A 22,558-nucleotide genomic window follows, 5' to 3' on the forward strand; every position below is an offset into this window, starting at 1 on the left:
TGCGAGGAGAGTAGGTGACGTAATGTCAGGTCATGTGATGTCACGCCATCCATTCGCCGGCCGGGCCGGAGCGGTCATCGCGGTGATGACTCTTGCACTGGCCACGCCGGCTGCGGCAAGTGATTCCGATTCCGGTGGGCTGCACGATTCCGAATGGGCGCTCACCGCGCTCAAGGCGGAGCGCGCCTGGAAAATCAGCAAAGGCGCCGGAGTGACCGTGGCGGTCATCGGCACCGGGGTCGACGCATCCCATCCTGATCTGCGCGGGCGCGTGGTCCGCGGAAAGGATTTCGCGGGCGGCACCGGTGGCTACAGCACCCGGGACGACGACGAGACGGCCGAGCAGGCCACCCATGCCGCCGGGATCATCGCCGGGACCGGCCGCAACTACCGCGGCGACGGGGTGTACGGCCTCGCGCCCGAGGCCAAGGTGATGCCGCTCGGCGTCTACCGCGACGGAAAACCCCTCGCCGACCCCACCGCGAAGGCCATTCGCCACGCGGTCGGCAATGGCGCGCGCGTCATCGATCTGGCCGTCTCCTTCAAGCGCCCCACCCCCGCGCTGCGGGCCGCGGTGAAATACGCCGTGGCCAAGGACGCCGTGGTCGTGGCCGGCGCGGGCGACAACGGCAAGATCGGCAACCGGCCCACCTACCCGGCCGCCCTCCCCGGTGTGGTCGCCGTGGTGGCCACCGACAAGAAGGGCGCCGTGTGGACCTCCTCCCACCACGGCGGGAAGACCCTGCTGGCCGCCCCCGGCGTCGCCATCCTCACCACCTCCGGCAACAACGACTACTGGACCGGCGACGGCACCGGCTTCGCGGCGCCCTGGGTCGCGGCGGGCGCCGCGCTGCTGCGCTCGGAGCACCCCCGCTGGAACGCCAAGCAGGTCGTCCAGAAGCTGATCGACACCGCTGACCGCAAGGGGTCCGCGGGCCATGACCCGCGCTACGGGTACGGGGTGATCGCCCCGGCCAAGGCGCTGGCCGACCGGGCCGCGCCGCCCGCCTCCGCCGAGCTCTCCGCCCCCCGCCGCCATTCGGACGCCTCCCCGGCCGCCTCCGCCTCCAGAGCCGAGGGGGATGAATCCGCGCTGGTCACGATAGGGGTGGTGGCCGGGGTCCTGGTGGTGCTCGCGGTGGTGGCGGTGGTGCTCATCAGCCGGCGCAGGCCGCCGCCCGACAACTCCCACAACGGCTGAGCCGGGCTGGACTCGCCATGATGATCACGAAACTGCGAGGTCGCGATCGCGGCCCCCGTCCGCCGGCGGGCGGACGCACCTCCCGGGCGGGGCGGGGCGTCGCCCAGCTGATCGTGATGGTGCTGGTGGTCGAGGTGGTGATGGCGGCGACCACGGTCCAGGCCCTGTTCGTGGGCCCGGTGCGAAGGCCCGCCGCCAAGCCGTCGCTCCCCATCGCCAAACCGTTCTTCCCGGCCACGACCCGCTTCTACACCGACCCCCACAACCCGGCCGCGACCTGGGTACGGGACCATCCGCACGACCGGCGGGCGGCGGCCATCTCCCGGCGGATCGCCGCCGAGCCACAGGCCGCCTGGCTCACCGAGACCGATGAGTCCCTGATCGAGGAGCGGGCCCGCACCATCGTCCGCACCGCCGCCGCCGACCGGCGCCTGCCGGTGCTGGTCGCCTACAACATCCCCCAGCGCGACTGCCAGCAGATGAGCTCGGGCGGCGCCGGGGACACGGCCGCCTACCAGCGCTGGAGCGACGCCCTCACCCGGGGGATAGGGCGCGGGCGCGCCATCGTCATCATCGAACCGGACGCGCTCGCCCATATGAGCTGTCTCAAGCGGCGGCAGCAGGCCGAGCGGTACGCGGCGCTGTCGTACGCGGCGCGGGCGCTCCAGCGCGGCGCCCCACGGGCCCGGATCTACTACGACGCCGGAAACTCCGGCTGGCTGCCCCCGTCCACCATGGCCGAGCGGCTGTGGCGCGCCGGTATAGAGCGGTACGGGGACGGGATAGCGGTCAACGTCTCCAACTTCAACACCACCGCCGACGAGGTGCGCTACGGACTGTCCGTGATCAGGGCGCTACGCCTGCCCCGGCTGGGGGTCGTGATCGACACCAGCCGTAACGGGGCGGGGGCCACGCGTAACCACAGCTTCTGCGATCCGCCGGGCCGCAAGCTGGGCCGACCCCCCACGGCCGCCACGGGCATCCCCGGGATCGATGCCTTCCTGTGGGTGAAGCAGCCGGGCCAGGCGGACGGCTGCGCCGCCGGTGCGGGCATGTTCGTGCCCGGCTACGCGTACCGGCTGACGCGCTGACCTCCAGGCCCCCTCCGATCCCCGCTTCGGCGCCGGTCACCCCGTGACCGGCGCCTTTCGTATGCCCTGACCGCCCCGGAGCACCCCCGCAAATCAGACATAACCCATACAAAACGGCCGAATTCTCGTACCTCAATTGAGGTACGCGGAATTCGGCCGTTTGGTGTGCCCGGAATCCCTTCAATTGAGGTACGCAGATTTCAGCCAGGCGTACGGCGATTCCGGCAGCGGTTACTACCTAATGTCGTGAAGCGAAAGGACAAGCCCCGAAGGAGCTCCCATCGATGCACAGAGTCCTCGTCGTGGAGCGCCACCCATTGGTGTTGAGCGCTCTCGCCGATCTCGTAGTCGAGGAGCCCGGACTGGAGCTATCCGGAATTGCAGGGTCGGCCCGAGAAGCAATTTCTCTGGTCCACCATATGCAGCCGGATGTGGTGCTGATCGACGTGGATGAGCGCAGTCGGCAAACGCCGCGGTTGGTCCGCCTGATCGGCGAACTCCTACCGTACGCGCGGATTGTCCGGCTTACCGCAGTCTCCGACCCGCAGATGGAATGTCTGGAATCTCCGACGAAAAACCCCAGCGTCCTGAAAACCGCAGTACCCGAATTCCTCAGGAGCATGAGCGAATGAATTCCCCCATGGACCAGAACAACGCCCCGACCACCGAGACCAAGCGCGCGCCGCGCTCGCAGCGTCTCCGCTTCGGTATCGCGGCGGCCGTCGTCGCTGCTGCTGCCGTGGGTGGCACTGTCACCGCTTTCGCGGTGAACAACAACGATGGCCAGTCGGCCGTCACCACCACCTCCGCCGCCGGCGTCAAGGCCACCGGTGCGGGTGCCGAGGGCCCCCTGTCCACCAAGAAGGGCGACATCGTCGACGCCGACGGTAAGAAGGTCGTCCTGACCGGTGTGAACTGGTTCGGCTTCGAGACCGAGACCTTCGCGCCGCACGGCCTGTGGACCCGTAGCTGGGAGTCGATGCTGGACCAGATGGCCAAGCAGGGCTTCAACACGCTGCGCCTGCCGTACTCGAACGAGATGTTCAAGTCGTCGTCCAAGCCCAATGGCATCGACTTCCACAAGAACCCCGATCTGAAGGGCCTCACGGCTCAGCAGCTCATGGACAAGATCGTCAAGGGTGCCACCGACCGGGGCATGCGAGTGATCCTGGACCAGCACCGTCCGGACCAGTACAGCCAGAGTGAGCTGTGGTACTCCCAGAAGCTCACCGAGGAGCAGTGGCAGAGCGACTGGGTCAAGCTGGCCAAGCGCTACCAGAACAACGACCGGGTGATCGGCGCCGACCTGCACAATGAGCCGCGTGGCCAGGCCACGTGGGGCGACGGCAACCCCAAGACCGACTGGCGCCTGGCGGCCACCAAGGCCGGTAACGCCATCCACAAGGTCAACAAGAACTGGCTGATCTTCGTCGAGGGTACGGACCGCCACAAGAACGAGCAGTTCTGGTGGGGCGGTGACCTCCAGGGTGTGAAGAAGTACCCGGTGAAGCTCGATGAGCCGAACAAGGTCGTCTACTCGGCCCATGACTACGGGCCGGGCGTCTACAACCAGAACTGGTTCACGGCGAAGGACTTCCCGAAGAACATGCCGGCCATCTGGGAGAAGCACTGGGCGTACATCAAGAAGCAGAACATCGCCCCGCTGCTGCTGGGTGAGTTCGGTGGCCGGAAGACCGCTGGTAACAGCTCCGAGGCCGTCTGGCAGAACGCCCTGATGGACTACCTCAAGAAGAACCAGATCAGCTACACCTACTGGACCTGGAACCCGGACTCGGGTGACACCGGCGGTGTGCTGAAGAACGACTGGAAGACCATCGACCAGAACAAGATGAAGATGCTGGCCAAGTACCAGACGCCGCTCCTGGAGCCGAAGAAGGGGAAGTGATCGTCGGAGTGACCCCTTCGGTACACCGCCGATGACCCCATGGCGGATCTCGGCAGTGGTCGGCAGCGAGGGCCCGCAGGCAGCCGCCTGCGGGCCCTCGCCTTTTCACCTCCGGGCTACGGGCTCCCGGGCCCCAGGCTCCCGGCCTCCGGCCCCAGGGCTCCCGGGCCCTTGGATCCCATTCGCCCGGAATCGTTCCGCCGAAAGGGAAGCGGGGCGGCGGCCCGGTGGGTTTCCTTCCCGGGCCGCGGACCGCGCCCGCGGACCGGCCCCCCACCCCAGGGAGGCCGATGATGAAGCCCCGTCCGGCGACCGGCCGGCTGCTCTTCCCCCTGGTCGCGCTCGTGGTGATCGTGGCCGATCAGCTGAGCAAGGCGATGGCGCTGGCCGCCTGGAGCGGCACCGTGGGGCCACAGGACCGGTTCGGGCCGTTCTGCGCGCTGCTGGTACGCAACACCGGGGTGGCCTTCGGCCTCGGCCACAGCAGGCCCGCGCTGATCGTGGTGATCACGATCGCGGGCGCGGTGGCCACGCTGGGCGCGGCCGCCGCGGGGCTGCGGGCCCGCGGCCGGGGCGCGGCGCTGGGCCTGGGGCTGATCGCCGGGGGAGCGATGGGCAACGGCGCCGACCGGATGATCCGGTCGCCGGGCCCGCTGCGCGGCGCCGTCATCGACTGGATCACGCTGGAGGCCCACGGGCCGGTGTTCAACCTCGCCGATGTGGCCCTGATCACCGGGACCGCGCTCATCGCGGCCCTGCTGCTGCGCAGGACCTCCCGCGAACGGGCGGCCACGCTGCCGGGCGCGAGCGCGAGCGGTCCGGGCGCGAGCGGTCCGGCTACGGGCGGTCCGGGTACGAGTGCCCCGGCTACGAGTGCCCCGGCTACGAGTGCCCCGGCTACGAGTGTCCCGGGCGTGGTGCCCGATCCGGTGGCCGTCAGCCTCCGGCCTTGTGCACCGCGCCCTGATCCGCGTCCCGATCCGCCCCCGGCGCCGTCCCGGGGACCGTCTCCGCCGGAATCGTCTCCGCCGTCCCCGGAATCGTCTCCGTCGGCACCGTCTCCGTCGGGACCGGCTCCGTCGGCACCGTCTCCGTCCCCGGGACCGGCTCCGTCGGCACCGTCTCCGTCCCCGGGACCGGCTCCGGCGGCGCCGCCTCCGCCCCAGGCTCCCGGCTCTCCCGCTCCACGAGAGACTTCTCCCGCTCCGCCAGGGACTCCGCGAAGTCCCTGAGCCGGTCGAGCACCGCCTCGTCGATCGTCGCGCGGGCGGCCAGCGCCTCGCTGATGCGCTGGTAGACGGCGAGCTCCCGGGCACAGCGGTGGCACTCGGCCACATGGCCGCGCACCCGGGCCGCGGCCGGCGCGTCCAGCTCCCCGTCCAGGTACGACTGGAGCAGCGGCGCGCCCAGGGGGCACCGGGTGGTCCGGAGCCGTCCGGTGGGCTGCCTGGTTCGCGTGGTGCGTGCGGTCCGCCACCATGTCCATCTGCTCATGCGCCACCTCGCTCCGATTCCACTCCCGCGGCCAGCAGCTGGTTCCGGATCCGCTTGCGCGCCCGGTGCAGCCTGCTCATCACCGTCCCCTTGGGGACGTCCAGCACCTGTGCGGCCTCCGCGTACGACAGCCCGTCCACATGCACCAGCCGCACCACCTGCTGATCCCGTAGCGGAAGCGCCGTGAACGCCGCGTCCACGGCCTCGTCGAACGTCGTGTCGACCACCAGCTCCTCCGGTGTCGCGTCCCGGGCCGGGACCAGCCGCTCCAGCTCCGTGTCCGGATCGTCGAGCAGCCGGGGCCGGCGCTGGCGGCGCCGGCTGACCTCCGCATGCCGCATGATCGTCAGCAGCCAGGCCCGTGGATGTCTCCCGTCAAAACGGCCGACTGCCCGGTACGCCCGTAGTAACGTGTCCTGCACGAGATCCTCGGCGTCCGCCCGCTGGGTGGTCAGCGACATGGCCACGCGCAGCAGCACCTCCACCTCGGGCAGCACATACTGAGCGAACATGCGCTGCTGATGGGCGTCCGGGTCAGCCACGGGGTGCCTCCTCGGATCAAGACCCCCCGGGACGCGACGCACGACATATCACACTCTGTGTAACATCCCGCTCACCACGCCGCATGGGATGATCGGCGATCCGAGTGGCGACTCAGACGTTCAGGGAGATCAGCCGCTTTCCCTCGGCCGTACGGATCTCGAAGCGCTCGATATCGGCACGCTTCATGCCCGCGCCGCCATGGGCCCACAGCGGATCTCTGGCCTCCGGCTTGGGGCTGTCCTTGATCCCGTAGCCCCATTCGGGCACGGTCCAGGTCATCATCGTCTGCTCATGGCCGTCCTTGGAGACCGCGACCAGGCTGCACTCCAGAGGGCCCTTGAGGTTCTTCAGCCGCAGAACGGCATCGGTGCCCCACATCTTGTCCTCCAGTGCGACCGCCGCGTTCACCTTGGTGTCCGGGTCGGTGGCCTGCACCTTGTCGGGCATCCCCTGGAAGAGGGCGCTCTCGGTGGGGGCGGCCGAGACGGAGCTGTCCGAGCCGCCTGAGGTGACCGCGATCGTGCCGACCGGACCGCCGACGATCAGCACGGCCGCCGCGGCGACCAGGTACAGCCCGCGCCGCCGCCGCTTGGCGCGGGACGCGGCCGCCTCGCCGACCATGCGGTGGAGCAGGGTGGGGCCGGGGCGCGCGGTGAGGGTCTCGATGGCGTTGGGAGTGGCGCTGAAGGCATGCGGAGTGTGGCCCGTGACCTGGGGCCGCCCGGGGCTGCCGTGGATCCCGGGGACGTCGGCGGCCAGATCGGCCAGCAGCGGCTCCAGTCCGGTCAGCTCGTCCAGCTGCCGTCCGCATCGGTCACAGCCGGCCAGATGCTCCTCGAAATAGGTGGCGTCCGCCTCGTCGAGCACGCCGAGCACATACGCGCCAACGGCGTCATGTCCCGCGTGGTGCGTCTGCGCTGTCATGCCGTTACTCCTCTCTCCTCGAGCGCGAGCTTCATGGAGCGCAGCGCGTAGAAGACCCGGGACCGTACCGTCCCGCTGGGTATGCCGAGGGTCTGGGCCGCCTCGTTGACGGTCCGGCCCTTGAAGTAGGTCTCGACCAGCACCTCGCGATGGGCGTCGCTGAGGTCCTGCATCGCGTCGGTCAGGGTCATGAGCCGCAGCGCACGGTCGATCTCGTCCTCCGCGGGCATGAGTTCCAACGGGGAGGGGTCGACTTCCTGCGGCCGGGCCTGCCGGCTGCGGTGACCGTCGATCACGATCCGCCGGGCGACCGTGACCAGCCAGGGCCGGATGGAGCCGGTGGCCCGGGACAGCTGGTCGGCGTTCCGCCAGGCGCGCACCAGGGTCTCCTGGACGACGTCCTCCGCACGGTGACGGTCGCCCGCGACCAGACGCAGCACGAACGCGAGCAACGGTCCGGCGTGCTCCTGGTAGAGCGCGCGCATGAGCCGTTCGTCGGGCGTACCACGCCGGGATCTTGACGGACGCTCATCGGCCACGGCGGCGTCGTCGTGCACCTGAACCTCCAGGACCTGACCTGAGTTGGACAACATCAACGGACGACTCCCGGTCTGAGCCCCGGGGGGGATCGGCGGCCATGTCGGCCTCTTCCCCCTTCTCTACGCACGGGGGCAGGCAGCCGCTCAACGCGTCGCGAAGAATTTCCGATCAGCGGTCAGGAGTTGGGCATGGAGGCGTGGGACGGGTCAGGAGACCATCGCGTCCAGCAGCAGGGGCTGCACCTTGCCGTCGAGCATCGCGCCGAGCCCCTCGACCGCGCAGACGTCGGGGTGGTCGGCGATGTTCAGTGGCATTCCGGTGGCCTCGCGCAACAGCGTGTCGAACCCGGGCAGCGTCGCGCTCCCGCCGGCCAGCATGATGCCGCGGTCGGCGAGGTCGGCCACCAGATCGGGCGGACAGTGGCGCAGCACCGTGCCGATGGCGTCCAGCACCGCGGTGAGCGGGGTTCGGATGGCGGTGCGCACGCTCTCGACATCGATCCGTACGGTCCGGGCGAGCCCCGTGGCCACATCCCGGCCGTGCACCTCGGTGCTCTCCGCGGTCTGCGCCCCGTCCGCGACATCCTTGAGCAGCAGATGCAGCGGGCGGACGGCCTGACTGGGCAGCATCAGCGCGTGTTCGTTGCGCAGATGCTGGACGACGGCGTGGTCCACGGTCTCCCCGCCCACCGGCACCCGCTCGGCGGCCACGATCGAGCCCAGCGACAACACCGCGACCTGGGTGGTGGCCGCGCCGCACACCACGATCATCGTTGCCTCGGGCCGTTCCACCGGCAGACCGCAGCCCACGGCGGCGGCGATCAGGGCGTCCACCAGCTCGACCCGCTTGGCGCCGATACCGATGAGCGTCTCCATGGCGGCGCGCTGGGCGAGCGGGTCGGCGTCGTGCTGCACACAGACAGCGGCGCTGACCAGCGGCCGCCGCCGCCAGGCGCGCCGCAGCTTGTTGCCCAGCAGCAGCCGCAGCATCCGCTGGGCCATGGCGATGTCGACGACGGTGCCGTTGGAGACCGGCCGTACGACCCGGATATGCGCGGGTGTCCGCCCGGTCATCCGCTCCGCCAGCGTGCCGACGGCGATCAGCCCGCCGGTGTGGGTGTTCACGGCGGCGACGGTCGGCTCGTCGACGATGAGCCCGGTACGCCTGAGGTAGACACGCGTCCTGGCCGCGCCGAGGTCGACGGCGATGGAGCAGCGGCGCAGTGCCTCGAGACTGATGGTCATGGCAGGTCTCCCCTGTGGGCGGCGTGGCGGGCCGCGGCACGGCGGCCCTCCGCTCTCATCGTGTGGGGACGATCCGGCCCGCTGCCTGTGGGGCTGCGCCGGTCGGGGGAGCGGCCGCACCCCTGGGCCGTCCACGGCGCGTCCTGCTCGGTGCCCTGCTTCGTGCCTGCTTCGTGTCCTGCTTGGTGTCCCGCTTCGTGCCCGCTTCACGTCCCGCTTGGTGTCCCGCTTCGTGCCTGCTGCGTGTCCTACTTCGCGTCCGCGTAGCACTCCACCGCGGCCATCGTGAAGGGGAACCGCACCGGGGTCGGGCCGAAGGCGATCCGGCCGGCCGTCTCGCCCGCCTCGGCGATCGCCTCCCGGACCGTTTCGGCCTCCGCCTCGGGGCAGTGCACGATCACCTCGTCGTGCTGGAAGAAGACGATCTCCGCGCGCAGCCCAGCCCCGGTCAGCGACCGGCGCAGCGCGGCGAGCATCAGCAGGGCCCAGTCGGCGGTGCTGCCCTGCACCACGAAGTTCCGGGTGAAGCGGCCCCGGGCGCGGGCGCTCGCGGTGCTGCCGTACGACGGCTCCTCCTGATCGCGCGGCAGCCCCGCCTCGTCCGCCGGCTCCCCGGCGCCGCCGCCCGCGGGCGGGCAGGTGCGGCCCAGCCAGGTGCGCACCAGCCGACCCTCCTCACCCGCGCGGGCCGCGTCGTCCACATACGCGACCGCCGCCGGGAAGCGCCGCCGCAGCGCCGCGAGATGCTTCAGCCCGTCGCCGGACGTCTGGCCGTACACCGCGCCCAGCAGCGCCAGCTTGGCCAGGTCGCGCCGGCCGGAGAAGGCGCGGTCGGACAGTGTGGCGTACAGATCCCGGCCGCTGCCCGCGACCTCCATCAGCCCGGGGTCGCGGGAGATCGCGGCGAGCACCCGGGGCTCCATCTGGTCGGCGTCGGCCACCACCAGCCGCCACCCCGGATCGGCCACCACCGCGCGCCGCACCACCTTGGGGATCTGGAGCGCCCCGCCGCCGTGGGTGGTCCAGCGGCCGGAGACGGTGCCGCCGGGCAGGTACTCGGGGCGGAAGCGGCCGTCGCGCACCCAGGACTGGAGCCAGGCCCAGCCGTGGGCGGTGTGCAGCCGGTAGAGCTTCTTGTAGCGCAGCAGCGGCTCCACGGCGGGGTGGTCGATCCGCTCGAGCTCCCAGGCGCGGGTCGAGCCGAGCGCGATGCCCGCGCGGGCGAACGCCCTGATGACCTCGGCGGGCAGATCGGGCCGCACCCGGGTGCCGAAGGCGCGCGACACCTCCTCGGCCAGCTCGACCAGGCGCTGCGGCTTCAGACCGCCCGGATAGCGCTCCCCGAGGAGCTCGTCCAGCAGCTCGCGGTGGCGGTCGGCGCGCCAGGGCACCCCGGCGCGCCGCATCTCGGCGGCGATCAGCATCCCCGCCGACTCGGCGGTGGTCAGCAGCCGCATCCGGTCCGGGTGCTCGGCCGCCTCGGTGCGCACCAGCTGCCCCGCGTACACCGCGAGCAGCGCGTCCAGCGGATCGGTGCCCGGCGGCAGCGGCGGCGGACCGGGCTCGAAGAGCGAGGGCTGGGCCCCGGCCACGCGGGGCGGCGGATCCTCGGGGACGGGCAGCCCGTGCAGCCGCGCCCAGGCGGCGGCGAGTGAACGCGGGGCGCCCGAGCGCCCCTCATGGCCGAGGAGCAGCGCCTCGGCCGCCTCGATGTCATAGGCCCGCTCGACCCTGACCCCGGCGGCCAGCAGCCGTGGATAGACCTCGGCGGTGGACCGCCACACCCATCGGTCGGCCTCGGGGCGGGACCGCACGGCCTCGGCGATCCCGCCCTGCTCCGCCGTGACCTCGACAACCGGTCCGGCGGCCGCTCCCCCGGGGCCGAGCGGGCAGAGACGAACACCCCCGTCGTCCGTCTCCGCCGCGGCCCATCTCATGCCGGTGAGTCTGGCAGGGGGGTCCGACAACGGTCCGGCGACGGCCCGAGGACGAGGCCCGCTCAACCCGGAGGGGGACCCGGACGTCATTCATGACGACTGTTCTTCTTCACTCCGGGCAGAAGATTGCGGGTGCCGGGTGATCATGCAGATACGCATGGTGCACGTGCATCTGCTTATGCATCTACCTGCGCATACGCAAATGCATTCGCCCATGCGTTGGCAAAGGAACGCAGCTATGATCCCGGACAGTTGACAGCTGCACGTATGCACGAACAGTGGAGAAGCCCTGTGCGCGACCACCCCTACAACGGCATGGCGGCCGCGGACCTTCAGGGGGTCGTCTGGCAGAAGAGCAGACACAGCAACTCCCAGGGGTCCTGTGTCGAGTTCGCCAAACTGCCCGGCGGGGACGTGGCTGTCCGCAACTCCCGGTTCCCCGACGGCCCGGCGCTGATCTACACCCCGGCCGAGGTCGAGGCGATGCTGCTCGGCGCCAAGGACGGCGAGTTCGACCATCTGGCGCACGATCCCGCCGGTCTGGGCTGATCGCCGCGGACGCGCGACACTGGTAATGGTGAGCGGGGGGACCCGACCCATGTGAGACGGCGATGAACGGCTCGGTCCGCGTCGGACGAGTACTCGGGGTTCCACTGCGGATGCACTGGAGCGTCCCGGTCCTGATAGTGCTGCTCGCTTACGGGCTCGGCCACGAGACGCTGCCCGCGTGGACCCCCGGCCGGACCAGTGCGGTCTACGCCTTCGCCAGCATCGTCGGCGCCGTGCTGCTGATGGGCAGCCTGCTGCTGCATGAGGCCGCGCACGCGGTCGCCGCCCGCCGTAAGGGCGTCTCGGTGGAGGACGTGACGCTGTGGGCGCTTGGCGGCATGACCAAGATGGGACGGCCCCGCACCGCCGGGGTCGCGTTCTGGGTGGCCGTCATCGGGCCGCTCACCAGCCTGGTCATCGGCGGGGTCGCCGTCGGTGCGGGGGTCGGGGTGCACGCGCTCACCGGCTGGGGCGTGCCGACGGCCGTTCTGATCTGGCTCGGCTGGGCCAATCTGCTGCTGGGCGTCTTCAATCTGCTGCCCGCCGCGCCGCTGGACGGCGGACGGGTGGTGCAGGCGGTGATCTGGTGGCGCACCGGGGACAGGGACCGCGCCGAACGGGCGGCCGGGCGCAGCGGGCAGGTCCTCGGCGTGCTGCTCATCGCCGCCGGCTGGATCTCCTTCCTGCGCGGGAACACCGGCGGGCTGTGGCTCTCGCTCATCGGCCTCTTCATGGTGATCATCGCCAACGCGGAGCGGCAGCGGGCCGGAGTCAACACGGCGCTGCGCGGGGTGCGGGTGGCGGACGCGATGACGGCGCCGGTCGCCGCCGGGGCCGACTGGCTGACCGTGGGGCGGTTCATCGACGATGTGGCGGCCCATGCCCGGCATTCGGTGATGCCGCTGCTGGACTTCGAGGGACGGCCCAGCGGGGTCGTCCAGCTGCGCGCGCTCGCGGCGGTGCCGGCCGAGGCCCGGGAGACCCAGCGGGTGCGCGATGTGGCGATTCCGCTGGCGCGGTGCACGGTGGCCGACTCCGGTGAGCTGCTGAGCGAGGTGCTGGAGCGGGCGCGTCCTGGCGGCGGCGGGATGCCGGTGCTGGTGGTGGACCACGGGCAGCTCGAGGGGATCGTCACGATGCACGATGTGCAGCGGCTCTTCCAGCTGCACGGCCTGGGCATCACCACGGCCCCGCCGGAGTCCAGCCGTCCGTGACCGCCCGGCCCAGCGGCCGGTCTCACGCGGGGGGAAGACGGTACCCGGGCGGCGGCGGGAAGCAGCCGTCCGCGTTCCGCGCCGGCTCCAGGAAGACCGCGGCCTCAGGCGGGGGAAGCCGGTCCCGGGCGCGGGAAGCCGGGGCTCACGCCGAGGGAAGGAGGAACACGGCCCAGACGATCTTGCCGCGGGGGGTGCCCACCAGCGGCTGCCAGCCCCAGCCGTCCGTGAAGGACTCCACGAGATGGAGCCCGCGCCCGGACTCCTCGCCGCAGCCCGCCTCGCCCGCCACCGGGCCCACCTCGCTGGGGTCGCGTACGGCGCACACCAGGCGGGAGGGCCCGCGCATCAGATGGAGCCGCACCGGCCGCTCCGGCCCACCGGCCGCTCCGGCGCCGGACAGGGCGTGCCGGAGCGCGTTGGTGACCAGTTCGGAGACGACGAGCGCCACTTCGTCGAGTAGTTCGGGGATGTCCCACTGCCGCAACGTCCAGCCGGTGAACTGGCGGGCGTCCTTGACCGCTTCATAGCGGGCGGGCAGGACGCAGGAGACGGATCCGGAGACGGCGGAGGGGTCGATGACAGTAAGCCCTTGCCACAAGGGTTCCAGCAGGGCCGAACCTTCGCTCCCCATGCGAGCACTCCTGCATCCGTGGCCGTGACGAACTCTGGCCAGATTTCGTACCAGCTAGCACGTGCGCACAACCTATGGTTCCGAATGCCCACGTCAGATGCAAGGGCAGATGCACGTGCACGCGGGCCAGTTGGTCCGATCCGAGGGGTTTTAGCAGGATTTCTGACTCCGTACACTGGCGTACATCCTCGGGTTGAGTAACGACGCGCATACGGCGCGGAGCCCGATCAGTGGCAGACTTCGCCCCCAGGGACCGCGGGGGCGCCGTTCGCAAGGATGCTTTCCGTACAGGGAGGGTCGCGGAAATGGCCGCAGGCGAGTCGAGTGGATCGGTGGTGCGCCGCATCCTCCTGGGCTCACAGCTCAGGCGGTTGCGCGAGGCCCGAGGCATCACCCGCGAGGCGGCGGGCTATTCGATCCGGGCCTCCGAATCCAAGATCAGCCGGATGGAGTTGGGCCGGGTGAGCTTCAAGGCGCGGGACATCGAGGACCTGCTGACGCTGTACGGGGTCACCGACGACGCCGAGCGCACGGCACTGCTCGGGCTCGCCCGCGAGGCCAATGTCGCCGGGTGGTGGCACAGTTACGGCGATGTGCTTCCCGGCTGGTTCCAGACATATGTCGGCCTGGAGGGCGCCGCCTCCGATATCGCCTGCTACGAGGTCCAGTTCATCCACGGTCTGCTCCAGACCGAGGGCTATGCCCATGCCGTGGTCACCCGCGGCCAGCCCCAGGCGTGCTCCGGGGAGGTGGAGCGGCGGGTGGCGCTGCGGCTCGAGCGGCAGAAGCTGCTGGTCTCCGAGCGCGGCCCGGCGTTCCATGTGGTGCTGGACGAGGCCGCGCTGCACCGCCCGTACGGCGGGCGCGGTGTGATGGCCGCCCAGCTGCGCCATCTGATCACGGTCTCCGAGCAGCAGAACGTGACGCTCCAGGTGATGCCGTTCGCCTTCGGCGGGCACGCGGGGGAGAGCGGGGCGTTCACCCGGCTGCGCTTCCCGGAGTCCGACCTGCCCGACATCGTCTATCTGGAGCAGCTCACCAGCGCGCTCTACCTCGACAAGAGGGATGAAGTCGCCCAGTACGAGCGGGTGTTGGAGCGGCTCAGCGCGGACAGCCTCTCGCCCGGGGACAGCCGGGAATTGCTCCACGGGCTCCTTCACGAGGATTGACCCGTCAGTAGGATGACATGACGTCAGGAATATCCCCCCACACGTGCGCGGCCGTCGGTGATCGACACCGCGGCCAGCAGATAGGGATGACATGTCCTACTTCTCCGAGTTGGCCCTTCAGTTCATCGACGGCGAGTGGCGCGGCGGAAGCGGTTCCTGGGACATCGTCGACTTCAACCCCTACAACGGGGAGAAGCTGGCCTCCATCACCGTGGCGACCGTCGAGGAGGTGGACCTGGCCTACCGGGCGGCCGAGCGGGCGCAGCCGGAGTGGGGAGCCACCAACCCCTATGCCCGGCGGGCGGTCTTCGAGCGGGTGCTGCGGATCATCGAGGACCGTGAGAAGGAGCTCACCGAGACGATCATCGCGGAGTGCGGCGGCACCCATGTGAAGGCGGGTTTCGAGCTGCATCTCGCCAAGGAGTTCCTGCGCGAGGCGATCCACCTCGCGCTGCGGCCCGAGGGCCGCATCCTGCCGTCGCCGGTCGACGGCAAGGAGAACCGCCTCTACCGGCTGCCGGTGGGCGTGGTCGGTGTGATCAGCCCGTTCAACTTCCCGTTCCTGCTGTCGCTGAAGTCGGTCGCCCCCGCGCTGGCCCTCGGCAACGCCGTCGTCCTCAAGCCCCACCAGAACACCCCGGTCTGCGGCGGCGGCCTGGTCGCCAAGATCTTCGAGGAGGCCGGGCTGCCCGCCGGGCTGCTCAATGTCGTGATCACCGACATCGCGGAGATCGGCGACGCCCTGATCGAGCACCCCATACCGAAGGTGCTCTCCTTCACCGGCTCCGACAAGGTCGGCCGGCACGTCGCCACCGTGGCCGCCTCCCACTTCAAGCGCACGGTCCTGGAACTGGGCGGCAACAGCGCGCTGGTCGTGCTCGACGACGCCGATCTGGACTACGCGGTGGACGCGGCCGTCTTCAGCCGCTTCGTCCACCAGGGGCAGGTCTGCATGGCGGCCAACCGGGTGCTGGTGGACCGGGCGATCGAGCGGGAGTTCACCGAGAGGTTCGTGGCCAAGGTGGAGACGCTGAAGGTGGGCGACCCGGGCGACCCCACCACCCATATCGGCCCGCTGATCAACGAGGGCCAGGCCGAGGCGATCGCCCAGCTCGTCGACCAGACGATCGCCGAGGGCGCCACCGCGCTGGTCCGGGGGCGCACCGAGGGCAGCCTGATGGGGCCGACCGTGCTCAGCGGGGTCCCGGAGGGGTCGGCGATTCTCGGCCAGGAGGTCTTCGGCCCGGTGGTGACGCTGATCCCGTTCGACGGCGACGACGAGGCGGTGCGGATCGCCAATGACACGGACTACGGGCTCAGCGGCGCCGTGCACACCAGCGACATCGAGCGCGGGGTGCGGTTCGCCCAGCGGGTCCACACCGGCATGATCCATGTGAACGACAGCACGGTCCACGACGAGCCGATCGTGCCGTTCGGCGGCGAGAAGCACTCCGGTCTCGGTCGGCTCAACGGGGAGTCGATGATCGAGGACTTCACCACCACCAAGTGGATCTCCATCCAGCACGGCCGGAGCCAGTTCCCGTTCTGAGGCCGGGAGGGGCGGGGACGGCTCGCGGACAGAAGCTGACCGCAAGCCTTCCTAGCGTGGGGTTCATCGAAGGGCGCCGGACCCGGGCGCCCTCCAGATGAGAGGCGGCAGCCATGCCCGTGATCGTGAGCCCCGAGGCATGTCAGGACGAGCGGGGCGCGCTGCTCGCGTACCTGGAGGCGCAGCGCGGCGGCATCCGGCGCTCGGTGTACGGCCTCACCGAGGAGCAGGCGCGCAGCGTGCCCAGCGCGAGCGTGCTCTCGCTGGCCGGGCTGCTCAAGCACGCGGTCACGGGTGAGCGCGGCTGGCTGCGCGTCCTCCAGGGCAAGGTGGGGGACCCCAGGGACCAGATGGCCGAGTGGGAGCGCACCTTCGAGCCGACCGAGGACGAGACGGTGGAGGCGCTGCTCGCCCTGTACGACGAGGTGGCGCGCGAGACCGAGGAGGCCGTACGGGCCCTGCCGTCGCTGGACGAGACGTTCGAGGCGCTCCGGCTCCCCTGGGACGAGGGCGGCACCCGCACCTGGCGCTGGGCGGTCCTCCACCTGATCGAGGAGCTCGCCCGGCACGCCGGTCACGCCGACATCATCCGCGAGACGATCGACGGCAAGGGCGCCTTCGACCTCGTCTTCGAGACGGGGGCGGCGCCGGAGCCCGACTGGTCGATCCTGGAGCGGTGATCCGCCGGGGCCGGTGACGGCCCAGGGCCTGTCGTCGAAGGGGGCGCCCGGCCGCGAGCGGCCGTGCCGGGCGTCGGGACCAGGGCGGCCCCCTTTGACGACAGGCCCTAGCCTGGTCACCGCGGGGAGCGGGACCAGGATGGAGAAGAGCGGGCATGTCAGCGATCCGGCTGCTGGTGCTGGGGGCCGTGCGCCAGCACGGGCGGGCGCACGGCTATCAGGTCCGTAACGACCTGGAGTTCTGGGGTGCGCATGAGTGGTCCAACGCCAAGCCCGGGTCGATCTACCACGCCCTGAAGCAGATGGCGAAGCAGGGCCTGATGCTCGCGCACGACGTGGCGCCGAGCACGGTCGGTGGGCCGCCCCGGACCGAGTACGAGCTGACCGGGGCGGGCGAGGAGGAGTTCTTCCGGCTGCTGCGGGAGGCGTTGCTGCGCCATGACCAGAAGGTCGACGAGCTGACGGCCGGGGTGGGATTCATCGTCGACCTGCCCCGGGCCGAGGCGATCGACCTGCTCAAGCGGCGGGTGTCGGCGCTGGAGGAGTGGCGGGCCGAGGTGACCCGGCACTGGACGCCGCCGGAGGGCACCCCCGAGGAGTGGGGCCATATCGGCGAGATCATGAAGTTCTGGGTGCACTCCGCGGACAGCGGCGCTGAGTGGACCCGTGGGCTGATCGAGCGGCTCGAGGGCGGGGCGTATGTGATGGCGGGCGAGGGGGAGCGCTCGGTGGACGTCCTGCCGGACGGCGTCCCCAACCCGTACGCCGCGCCCGATACGGACTGAGGAAATCCATGCCGGCCGAGGGCGGCTGACGGCGGCCGTCGGTGTTAATCAAGTTTGACTAGGGACCGCTTCGGGCAGTACCTTCCGGCGCACGTAGTCAAACTTGACTACGCGGTGCGGAGAAGTGCAGAGGGAGAGGGGAAGACCTTGGCCGACAGCGATTCCGCGATCGTCGTCGAAGGGCTACGGAAGACCTACCGGGACAAACAAGCCCTCGCCGGACTCGACCTGACCGTCCCGCAGGGCACCGTGCACGCCGTGCTCGGCCCCAACGGCGCGGGCAAGACCACCTGCGTACGGATTCTGGCCACCCTGCTGCGGCACGACGGCGGCCGGGCCGAGGTCGCCGGGTACGACGTGCTGCGCGACCCCGACCAGGTCCGCTACCGCATCGGCCTCGTCGGCCAGCACGCCGCGGTGGACGAGGAGCTGAGCGGACGGCAGAACCTGGAGATGTTCGGCCGCCTCTACCACCTGGGCGGCCGCCGGGCGGCGGCCCGCGCGGACGAGCTGCTGGAGCGGTTCGGCCTCGAATCCACCGGTACCAAGGCCGTCGGCCGGTACAGCGGCGGTATGCGGCGCAGACTGGACCTCGCGGCGAGCCTCATCATGCGGCCGCCGATCCTCTTCCTGGACGAGCCGACCACCGGGCTCGACCCCCGGGGCCGTACGGAGGTGTGGAACGCGGTCCGCTCGCTGGTGGACGGCGGTACGACCGTGCTGCTCACCACCCAGTACCTGGAGGAGGCGGACCAACTGGCCGACCGCGTCTGCGTGATCGACGGCGGGCGGTCCATCGCCGACGGGACCGCCGACGAGCTCAAGGCCCGGCTCGGCGGTGACCGCATCGAGGTGGTGCTGCGCGACGCGGGCCAACTGTCCGCCGCCGCCTCGGTCGTGGGCATGGCGACCCACGCCGCCGAGGTCGAGACCGACCCCGACCGGCGGCGGCTCGGCGCACGGGTCACCGACCGGGTCGCGGCGCTCACCGAGACCGTACGGGCCCTGGCGTCGGCCGGGATCGAGGCGGAGGACATCGTGCTGCGCCGCCCCACCCTCGACGAGGTCTTTCTGCACCTCACCGGGGAGCCGGCCACGGCGGACACGTCCAGGGCCGACACGGCCACGGCCAGCACGGGCACGGCCACGGCTCGCACGGCCAAGGAGCAGACGGCCAAGGAGGAGAGCTCCGTATGACGACCGCGACTTTCATCGACTCCTGGACCATGACCCGCCGCGGACTCGCCCACTGGGCCCGGCAGCCCGTCCAGGTGGCCGTCCAGCTGGTCTTCCCGGTGATGATGCTGCTGATGTTCGCCTACTTCCTCGGCGGCGGGATGACCGTCCCGGGCGGCGGCGACTACAAGGACTACCTGGTGCCGGGCACGCTCGCGCTCACCATGGTGTTCGGCCTCGAAGGGACGATGCTCGCCATCACCCAGGACCTCAACAAGGGCGTCATCGACCGCTTCCGCTCGATGCCGATGGCCCGCTCGGCGGTCCTGGTCGGGCGCAGTGTGCTGGACATGCTCCAGTCGGCGCTCGGGCTGTTCGTCCTCCTCGGGGTCGGTCTGGCGATGGGCTGGCGCTGGCACGGCGGGCTCGGCGACGGGCTGCTCGCCGTGGGGCTGCTGCTGTGGCTGCGGTTCGCGATGCTGTGGCTCGGCATCTACCTGGGCATGGCCGCGGGACGCCCGGAGATGGTGCAGGCCGTGCAGATCCTGGTCTGGCCGGTGGGCTTCCTCTCCAATGTCTTCGCCTCGCCCGAGACCATGCCCGGCTGGCTCGGCGCCCTCGCGGACTGGAACCCGATGTCGGCGACGGCCACCTCGATCCGCGATCTGTTCGGCGGTCCCGGCGGCGGTGGCGGCTCCTGGTCCGCGGACCACGCCCAACTCCTCGCGGTCTGCTGGCCGCTGGGGCTGATCGCGGTCTTCCTCCCGCTCGCCGTGCGGCGTTACGGCCGCCTCAGCCGCTGACGGCGGCCCGGATCCGGGCGCCGCGCGGTCGCGCCCCCTCCGGTCGTCGTCGGTTGCGGATACGGTGCGGGTATGGGGAACGACAGGTCGGGCACGGGGGCGGAGACGGTGAGCGGGCCCGGATACGCCCTGTTGCTCGCCGCCGGCCCGGCCGGCAAACAGCGACTGATGGACGCGGCCGCCGCGCTGCCCCAGCTCGCCGCCGTACCACCGGCGGCGCTGCTGGGCACGCCCGGCGGCGCCAGCGTCGTCCAACTCGTGGACCCGGTCGACCCGCAGACCGTGCTGACACATCTGCGGACCGCGGCCGCGCATCCGGGCCCGGTGCTGGTCCATCTCGCGGGCCAGCTCACCCTCGACGCGAAGCAGCGGCTGCCGCATCTGGCGCTGGCCCGTACGACGCCGAGGACCGCGCGCTACACGGCGCTGCCCTGGCACTGGCTGGCGTCCGAGCTTGGCGGACGGCCGCCGGGCAGCACCGTCGTGGTCGCCGATCTGGTGGCCGACGAGACGGCCTGGCAGCCGCTGCGGGCCGCCGGACCGTCCGCGCTCGCCGCCGGGCTGACGCTGTACGGCACGGTGGCGCCCGCCCCGCCCAGGCGGGAGACGGCGACGCCGGACTACAGCCGGGCGTTCGCCGGGCTGCTGCGGGCCGCCGCCGAACGACCGCCGCTCGCGCTGCTGCACCAGCGGGCGGCGATGGAGGCGGGGCTGGGCACCGGCCCCGAACTGCTGCTGGACGGCGCTGGGCCGGGCGAGCCGTACCCGGACCCGGACGCCGCCCCCGCCCCGGGGGCCGCCCCGTGGGCCGTGTGGACGGGGCGGACCGGAGCAGGGGCGCAGCCCGTATCGGCCGCACAGCCCGTATCGGCCGGGCAGCCCGTATCGGCCGGGCCGACCGGAGCAGCCGAGCAGGCCATATCGGCCGGGCAGGCGGGGGTGACAGGAGCGGCCGGACCGGCCGGGGCGACTGGACCGGCCGGGGCGACCGGACCCCTCGGCGCGGCCGGACCCGTCGGACCGGCGGTAACCGCCCCGCCGCCCATGCCGCCTGGCCCTCCAGAATCGTTCCGCCCCGCCGATCCCCTGCCGGCGCCCCCTTCGCTGCGCGTGCCCCGGCCGACGCACGCCCCCGTGCCTCCGCCACCTGGACACGCCCCCGTGCCCCCGCCGCCCGGACGGGCCTCCGTGCCCCCGCCGCCCGGTCAGGCGCCCGTGTCCGATCCGCTCTTCGCGACACACATCGCGATATTCGAGGCGGCCAACGCGGGGCGGCACAGCGAGGCGGCCTCGATGGCGGCCGCCTGGGAGCAGGAGGCCCTCCGGACGGCCGGTCCCCGTTCCGACGAGGCGATCCACTGGCTGGAGGTCCGCGCCGATCTCTCCCGTATCGCCGGGGACCCGGCCCGCGCCTGCGAGCTGTGGCTCGCGGTGGCCGACGCGCGGCTCGGCAACGGGGAACCGGCCGGGCACCCCGAGGTCGAGGGGGCCGTGGACCGGGCGCACCACCAGTGGCAGTTCGTCCAGGACCGGGTCAGGGCCGGGGCCCTCGCCCCGCTGCTGATCGAGTTGCGGGGGAGGGTGCCCGGCCGCAGACCCGGTGCGCTGGAGGCGGTCCGGCGCCGGGCCGAACTGCTCCGGGCCCCGGCCCAGACGGGCTGACCGCCGCCACTTCCGGAGCCGACGGCGGCCCGGCGCCTCAGTGGTGGAACGCCGTGACGGTCTTCCCCGTGGGCGCGGGCTGTGACCGCAGCTCGGGCAGCAGCGACCCCAGGTCCGCCAGGAAGAGATCGGCGAGGTCCTCCGAGAAGCCGTTGCGGCACACCACCCGCAGCACGGACAGGTCCTGCCGGTTGGGCGGGAAGGCGTACGCGGGCACCAGCCAGCCGCGTTCGCGCAGCCGCCGGGAGACGTCGTAGACATCGAAGGCGCCGACCCCCTCCGCCGTGGTGAAGGCGAACACCGGCAGCTGATCGCCGCGGCTCAGCAGGGTGAAGTCCCCGAACGCCTCGATCCGCTCGGCGAGCGAGCACGCCACATCGCGGGCCTCCTGCTGGACGGCGCGGTAGCCCGCCCGGCCCAGCCGTACGAAGGTGTAGTACTGGGCGGCCACCTGGGAGCCGGGGCGGGAGAAGTTGAGCGAGAACGTCGGCATGTCGCCGCCGAGGTAGTCGACGCGGAAGACCAGATCCTCGGGCAGCACCTCCGCCGTACGCCACAGCGCCCACCCCACCCCGGGGTAGACCAGGCCGTACTTATGGCCCGAGGTGTTGATGGAGGCGACCCGCGGCAGCTGGAAGTCCCACCGCAGGTCCGGGTCGAGAAACGGCGCGATCATCGCGCCCGAGGCGCCGTCCACATGCACCGGGATGTCCAGGCCCGTGCGCTCCTGGAGGTCGTCCAGCGCCCGGCACACCTCGGCGACGGGTTCGTAGGAGCCGTCGAAGGTGGAGCCGAGGACCGCCACGACGCCGATGGTGTTCTCGTCGCACAGTTCGGTGGCGGCCTGGGGATCGAGGTGGAACCGGTTGCCCTCCATGGGCACCTGCCGCGCCTCCACCTCCCAGAAGTCGCAGAACTTCTCCCAGCACACCTGGACATTGGTCCCCATGACCAGGTTGGGGCGGGCGGTCGCCGGATAGCTCACCGGGTTCCGTTTGGCCCAGCGCCGCTTGAAGGCCATTCCGGCCAGCATGCATGCCTCGCTCGACCCCGTGGTGGAGCAGCCCACGACGGCGTCCGGGTCGGGTGCGTGCCACAGATGGCCGAGCATCGCCACGCACCGCCGTTCCAGTTCGGCGGTGCGCGGGTACTCATCCTTGTCGATCATGTTCTTGGCGAGGCAGTCGGACATCAGCTTGCCCGCCTGCGGCTCCATCCACGTGGTGACGAAGGTGGCGAGGTTCTGGCGGGCGTTGCCGTCCAGCATCAGCTCGTCATGGACGAACTGATACGCGGTCGTGGGCGCCATCGGCCCGTCGGGGAGGCAGTGGCGCGGGGGTTTGCCGGTCATCCCGCTGACCGGATTGGCCTCGTCGTAGACCGGGTTGGTGGAGAACTCGGAGCGTTCGTCCCGGCGTGGGCCGGGAGTGCCTTTATGAAGTGCCACCTTCGTTAAA

21 protein-coding genes and 1 pseudogene are annotated in these 22,558 nt (G+C 71.4%); 14 read left to right on the forward strand and 8 right to left on the reverse strand.

Going from position 1 to position 22,558, the window contains the following annotated elements:
• The first annotated feature begins 37 nt into the window (after positions 1-37).
• From AB0E24_RS07720 to AB0E24_RS07740, 5 genes and pseudogenes are all read left to right on the forward strand, one after another.
• Entirely contained in the window at positions 38-1,201 is a 1,164-nt protein-coding gene (locus tag AB0E24_RS07720) for a S8 family serine peptidase (protein ID WP_250854019.1), read from the forward strand.
• Positions 1,202-1,218: 17 nt separating this feature from the next.
• The gene (locus AB0E24_RS07725) at positions 1,219-2,292 is read left to right on the forward strand and encodes a glycoside hydrolase family 6 protein (protein WP_231981393.1); all 1,074 of its coding nucleotides are present in this window, start codon (positions 1,219-1,221) and stop codon (positions 2,290-2,292) included.
• Between the two features lie 284 nt (positions 2,293-2,576).
• Complete coding sequence (locus tag AB0E24_RS07730) at positions 2,577-2,924, forward strand: response regulator transcription factor (RefSeq protein ID WP_069860918.1); 348 nt, start codon at positions 2,577-2,579, stop codon at positions 2,922-2,924.
• On the forward strand, positions 2,921-4,198 hold the full coding sequence (locus AB0E24_RS07735) for a glycoside hydrolase family 5 protein (RefSeq protein WP_069860917.1): 1,278 nt from the start codon (positions 2,921-2,923) through the stop codon (positions 4,196-4,198). Before AB0E24_RS07730 ends, AB0E24_RS07735 begins: the two co-directional genes overlap by 4 nt.
• 377 nt (positions 4,199-4,575) lie before the next feature.
• Positions 4,576-4,899: pseudogene (locus AB0E24_RS07740) on the forward strand (signal peptidase II); the annotation flags it as partial.
• Between the two features lie 235 nt (positions 4,900-5,134).
• Here the strand turns inward: AB0E24_RS07740 and AB0E24_RS07745 are convergent.
• From AB0E24_RS07745 to AB0E24_RS07770, 6 genes are all read right to left on the reverse strand, one after another.
• On the reverse strand, positions 5,135-5,692 hold the full coding sequence (locus tag AB0E24_RS07745; protein ID WP_359375417.1) for an anti-sigma factor family protein: 558 nt from the start codon (positions 5,690-5,692) through the stop codon (positions 5,135-5,137).
• Positions 5,689-6,234, reverse strand: a complete 546-nt coding sequence (locus tag AB0E24_RS07750; protein WP_037955421.1) for an RNA polymerase sigma factor — start codon at positions 6,232-6,234, stop codon at positions 5,689-5,691. The genes AB0E24_RS07745 and AB0E24_RS07750 overlap by 4 nt, the downstream gene beginning before the upstream one ends.
• Positions 6,235-6,346: 112 nt before the next feature.
• Positions 6,347-7,159, reverse strand: coding sequence for a zf-HC2 domain-containing protein (locus tag AB0E24_RS07755; protein ID WP_079258121.1), 813 nt, complete (start codon positions 7,157-7,159; stop codon positions 6,347-6,349).
• Positions 7,156-7,752 carry a sigma-70 family RNA polymerase sigma factor gene (locus AB0E24_RS07760; RefSeq protein ID WP_069860913.1) on the reverse strand — a complete coding sequence of 199 codons (597 nt, stop codon included), beginning with the start codon at positions 7,750-7,752 and terminating at the stop codon, positions 7,156-7,158. The genes AB0E24_RS07755 and AB0E24_RS07760 overlap by 4 nt, the downstream gene beginning before the upstream one ends.
• Positions 7,753-7,905: 153 nt before the next feature.
• Positions 7,906-8,943, reverse strand: a complete 1,038-nt coding sequence (locus tag AB0E24_RS07765; protein ID WP_069860912.1) for a rod shape-determining protein — start codon at positions 8,941-8,943, stop codon at positions 7,906-7,908.
• A gap of 248 nt (positions 8,944-9,191) precedes the next feature.
• Complete coding sequence (locus AB0E24_RS07770; RefSeq protein ID WP_359375421.1) at positions 9,192-10,880, reverse strand: bifunctional 3'-5' exonuclease/DNA polymerase; 1,689 nt, start codon at positions 10,878-10,880, stop codon at positions 9,192-9,194.
• 267 nt (positions 10,881-11,147) lie between these two features.
• On the opposite strand from AB0E24_RS07770, the gene AB0E24_RS07775 reads away from it, so the two are divergent.
• Both AB0E24_RS07775 and AB0E24_RS07780 read left to right on the forward strand, forming a co-directional pair.
• Positions 11,148-11,429, forward strand: coding sequence for a DUF397 domain-containing protein (locus AB0E24_RS07775; RefSeq protein ID WP_100806878.1), 282 nt, complete (start codon positions 11,148-11,150; stop codon positions 11,427-11,429).
• A gap of 62 nt (positions 11,430-11,491) precedes the next feature.
• Positions 11,492-12,643: a site-2 protease family protein gene (locus AB0E24_RS07780; protein ID WP_069860909.1), complete on the forward strand. Its 1,152-nt coding sequence runs from the start codon at positions 11,492-11,494 to the stop codon at positions 12,641-12,643.
• A 145-nt stretch (positions 12,644-12,788) separates the two neighbouring features.
• Here the strand turns inward: AB0E24_RS07780 and AB0E24_RS07785 are convergent, their stop codons facing one another.
• Entirely contained in the window at positions 12,789-13,277 is a 489-nt protein-coding gene (locus AB0E24_RS07785) for an ATP-binding protein (RefSeq protein WP_174882588.1), read from the reverse strand.
• Between the two features lie 305 nt (positions 13,278-13,582).
• Here AB0E24_RS07785 and AB0E24_RS07790 point away from each other — a divergent pair, with 305 nt between their 5' ends.
• From AB0E24_RS07790 to AB0E24_RS07820, 7 genes are all read left to right on the forward strand, one after another.
• Complete coding sequence (locus tag AB0E24_RS07790; RefSeq protein ID WP_069860908.1) at positions 13,583-14,446, forward strand: Sco1979 family transcriptional regulator; 864 nt, start codon at positions 13,583-13,585, stop codon at positions 14,444-14,446.
• A 91-nt stretch (positions 14,447-14,537) separates the two neighbouring features.
• Positions 14,538-15,995, forward strand: coding sequence for an aldehyde dehydrogenase family protein (locus tag AB0E24_RS07795; RefSeq protein WP_069860907.1), 1,458 nt, complete (start codon positions 14,538-14,540; stop codon positions 15,993-15,995).
• A 113-nt stretch (positions 15,996-16,108) separates the two neighbouring features.
• Complete coding sequence (locus AB0E24_RS07800; protein ID WP_069860906.1) at positions 16,109-16,675, forward strand: DinB family protein; 567 nt, start codon at positions 16,109-16,111, stop codon at positions 16,673-16,675.
• 155 nt (positions 16,676-16,830) lie between these two features.
• Complete coding sequence (locus AB0E24_RS07805; RefSeq protein WP_079258118.1) at positions 16,831-17,460, forward strand: PadR family transcriptional regulator; 630 nt, start codon at positions 16,831-16,833, stop codon at positions 17,458-17,460.
• Between the two features lie 147 nt (positions 17,461-17,607).
• Positions 17,608-18,657 (forward strand): efflux ABC transporter ATPase subunit, DrrA-related, encoded by a 1,050-nt coding sequence (locus AB0E24_RS07810; protein ID WP_359375426.1) that lies wholly within the window; start codon positions 17,608-17,610, stop codon positions 18,655-18,657.
• The gene (locus AB0E24_RS07815; RefSeq protein WP_069860904.1) at positions 18,654-19,439 is read left to right on the forward strand and encodes an ABC transporter permease; all 786 of its coding nucleotides are present in this window, start codon (positions 18,654-18,656) and stop codon (positions 19,437-19,439) included. Before AB0E24_RS07810 ends, AB0E24_RS07815 begins: the two co-directional genes overlap by 4 nt.
• 72 nt (positions 19,440-19,511) lie before the next feature.
• Positions 19,512-21,101 carry a hypothetical protein gene (locus AB0E24_RS07820; protein WP_359375429.1) on the forward strand — a complete coding sequence of 530 codons (1,590 nt, stop codon included), beginning with the start codon at positions 19,512-19,514 and terminating at the stop codon, positions 21,099-21,101.
• Positions 21,102-21,138: 37 nt separating this feature from the next.
• On the opposite strand, the gene gad is transcribed toward AB0E24_RS07820, so the two are convergent.
• Complete coding sequence (gene gad / locus AB0E24_RS07825; protein WP_347235993.1) at positions 21,139-22,548, reverse strand: glutamate decarboxylase; 1,410 nt, start codon at positions 22,546-22,548, stop codon at positions 21,139-21,141.
• Between the last annotated feature and the right edge of the window lie 10 nt (positions 22,549-22,558).

This window comes from Streptomyces malaysiensis subsp. malaysiensis (assembly GCF_040653035.1).
Classification (GTDB): Bacteria; Actinomycetota; Actinomycetes; order Streptomycetales; family Streptomycetaceae; genus Streptomyces; species Streptomyces malaysiensis.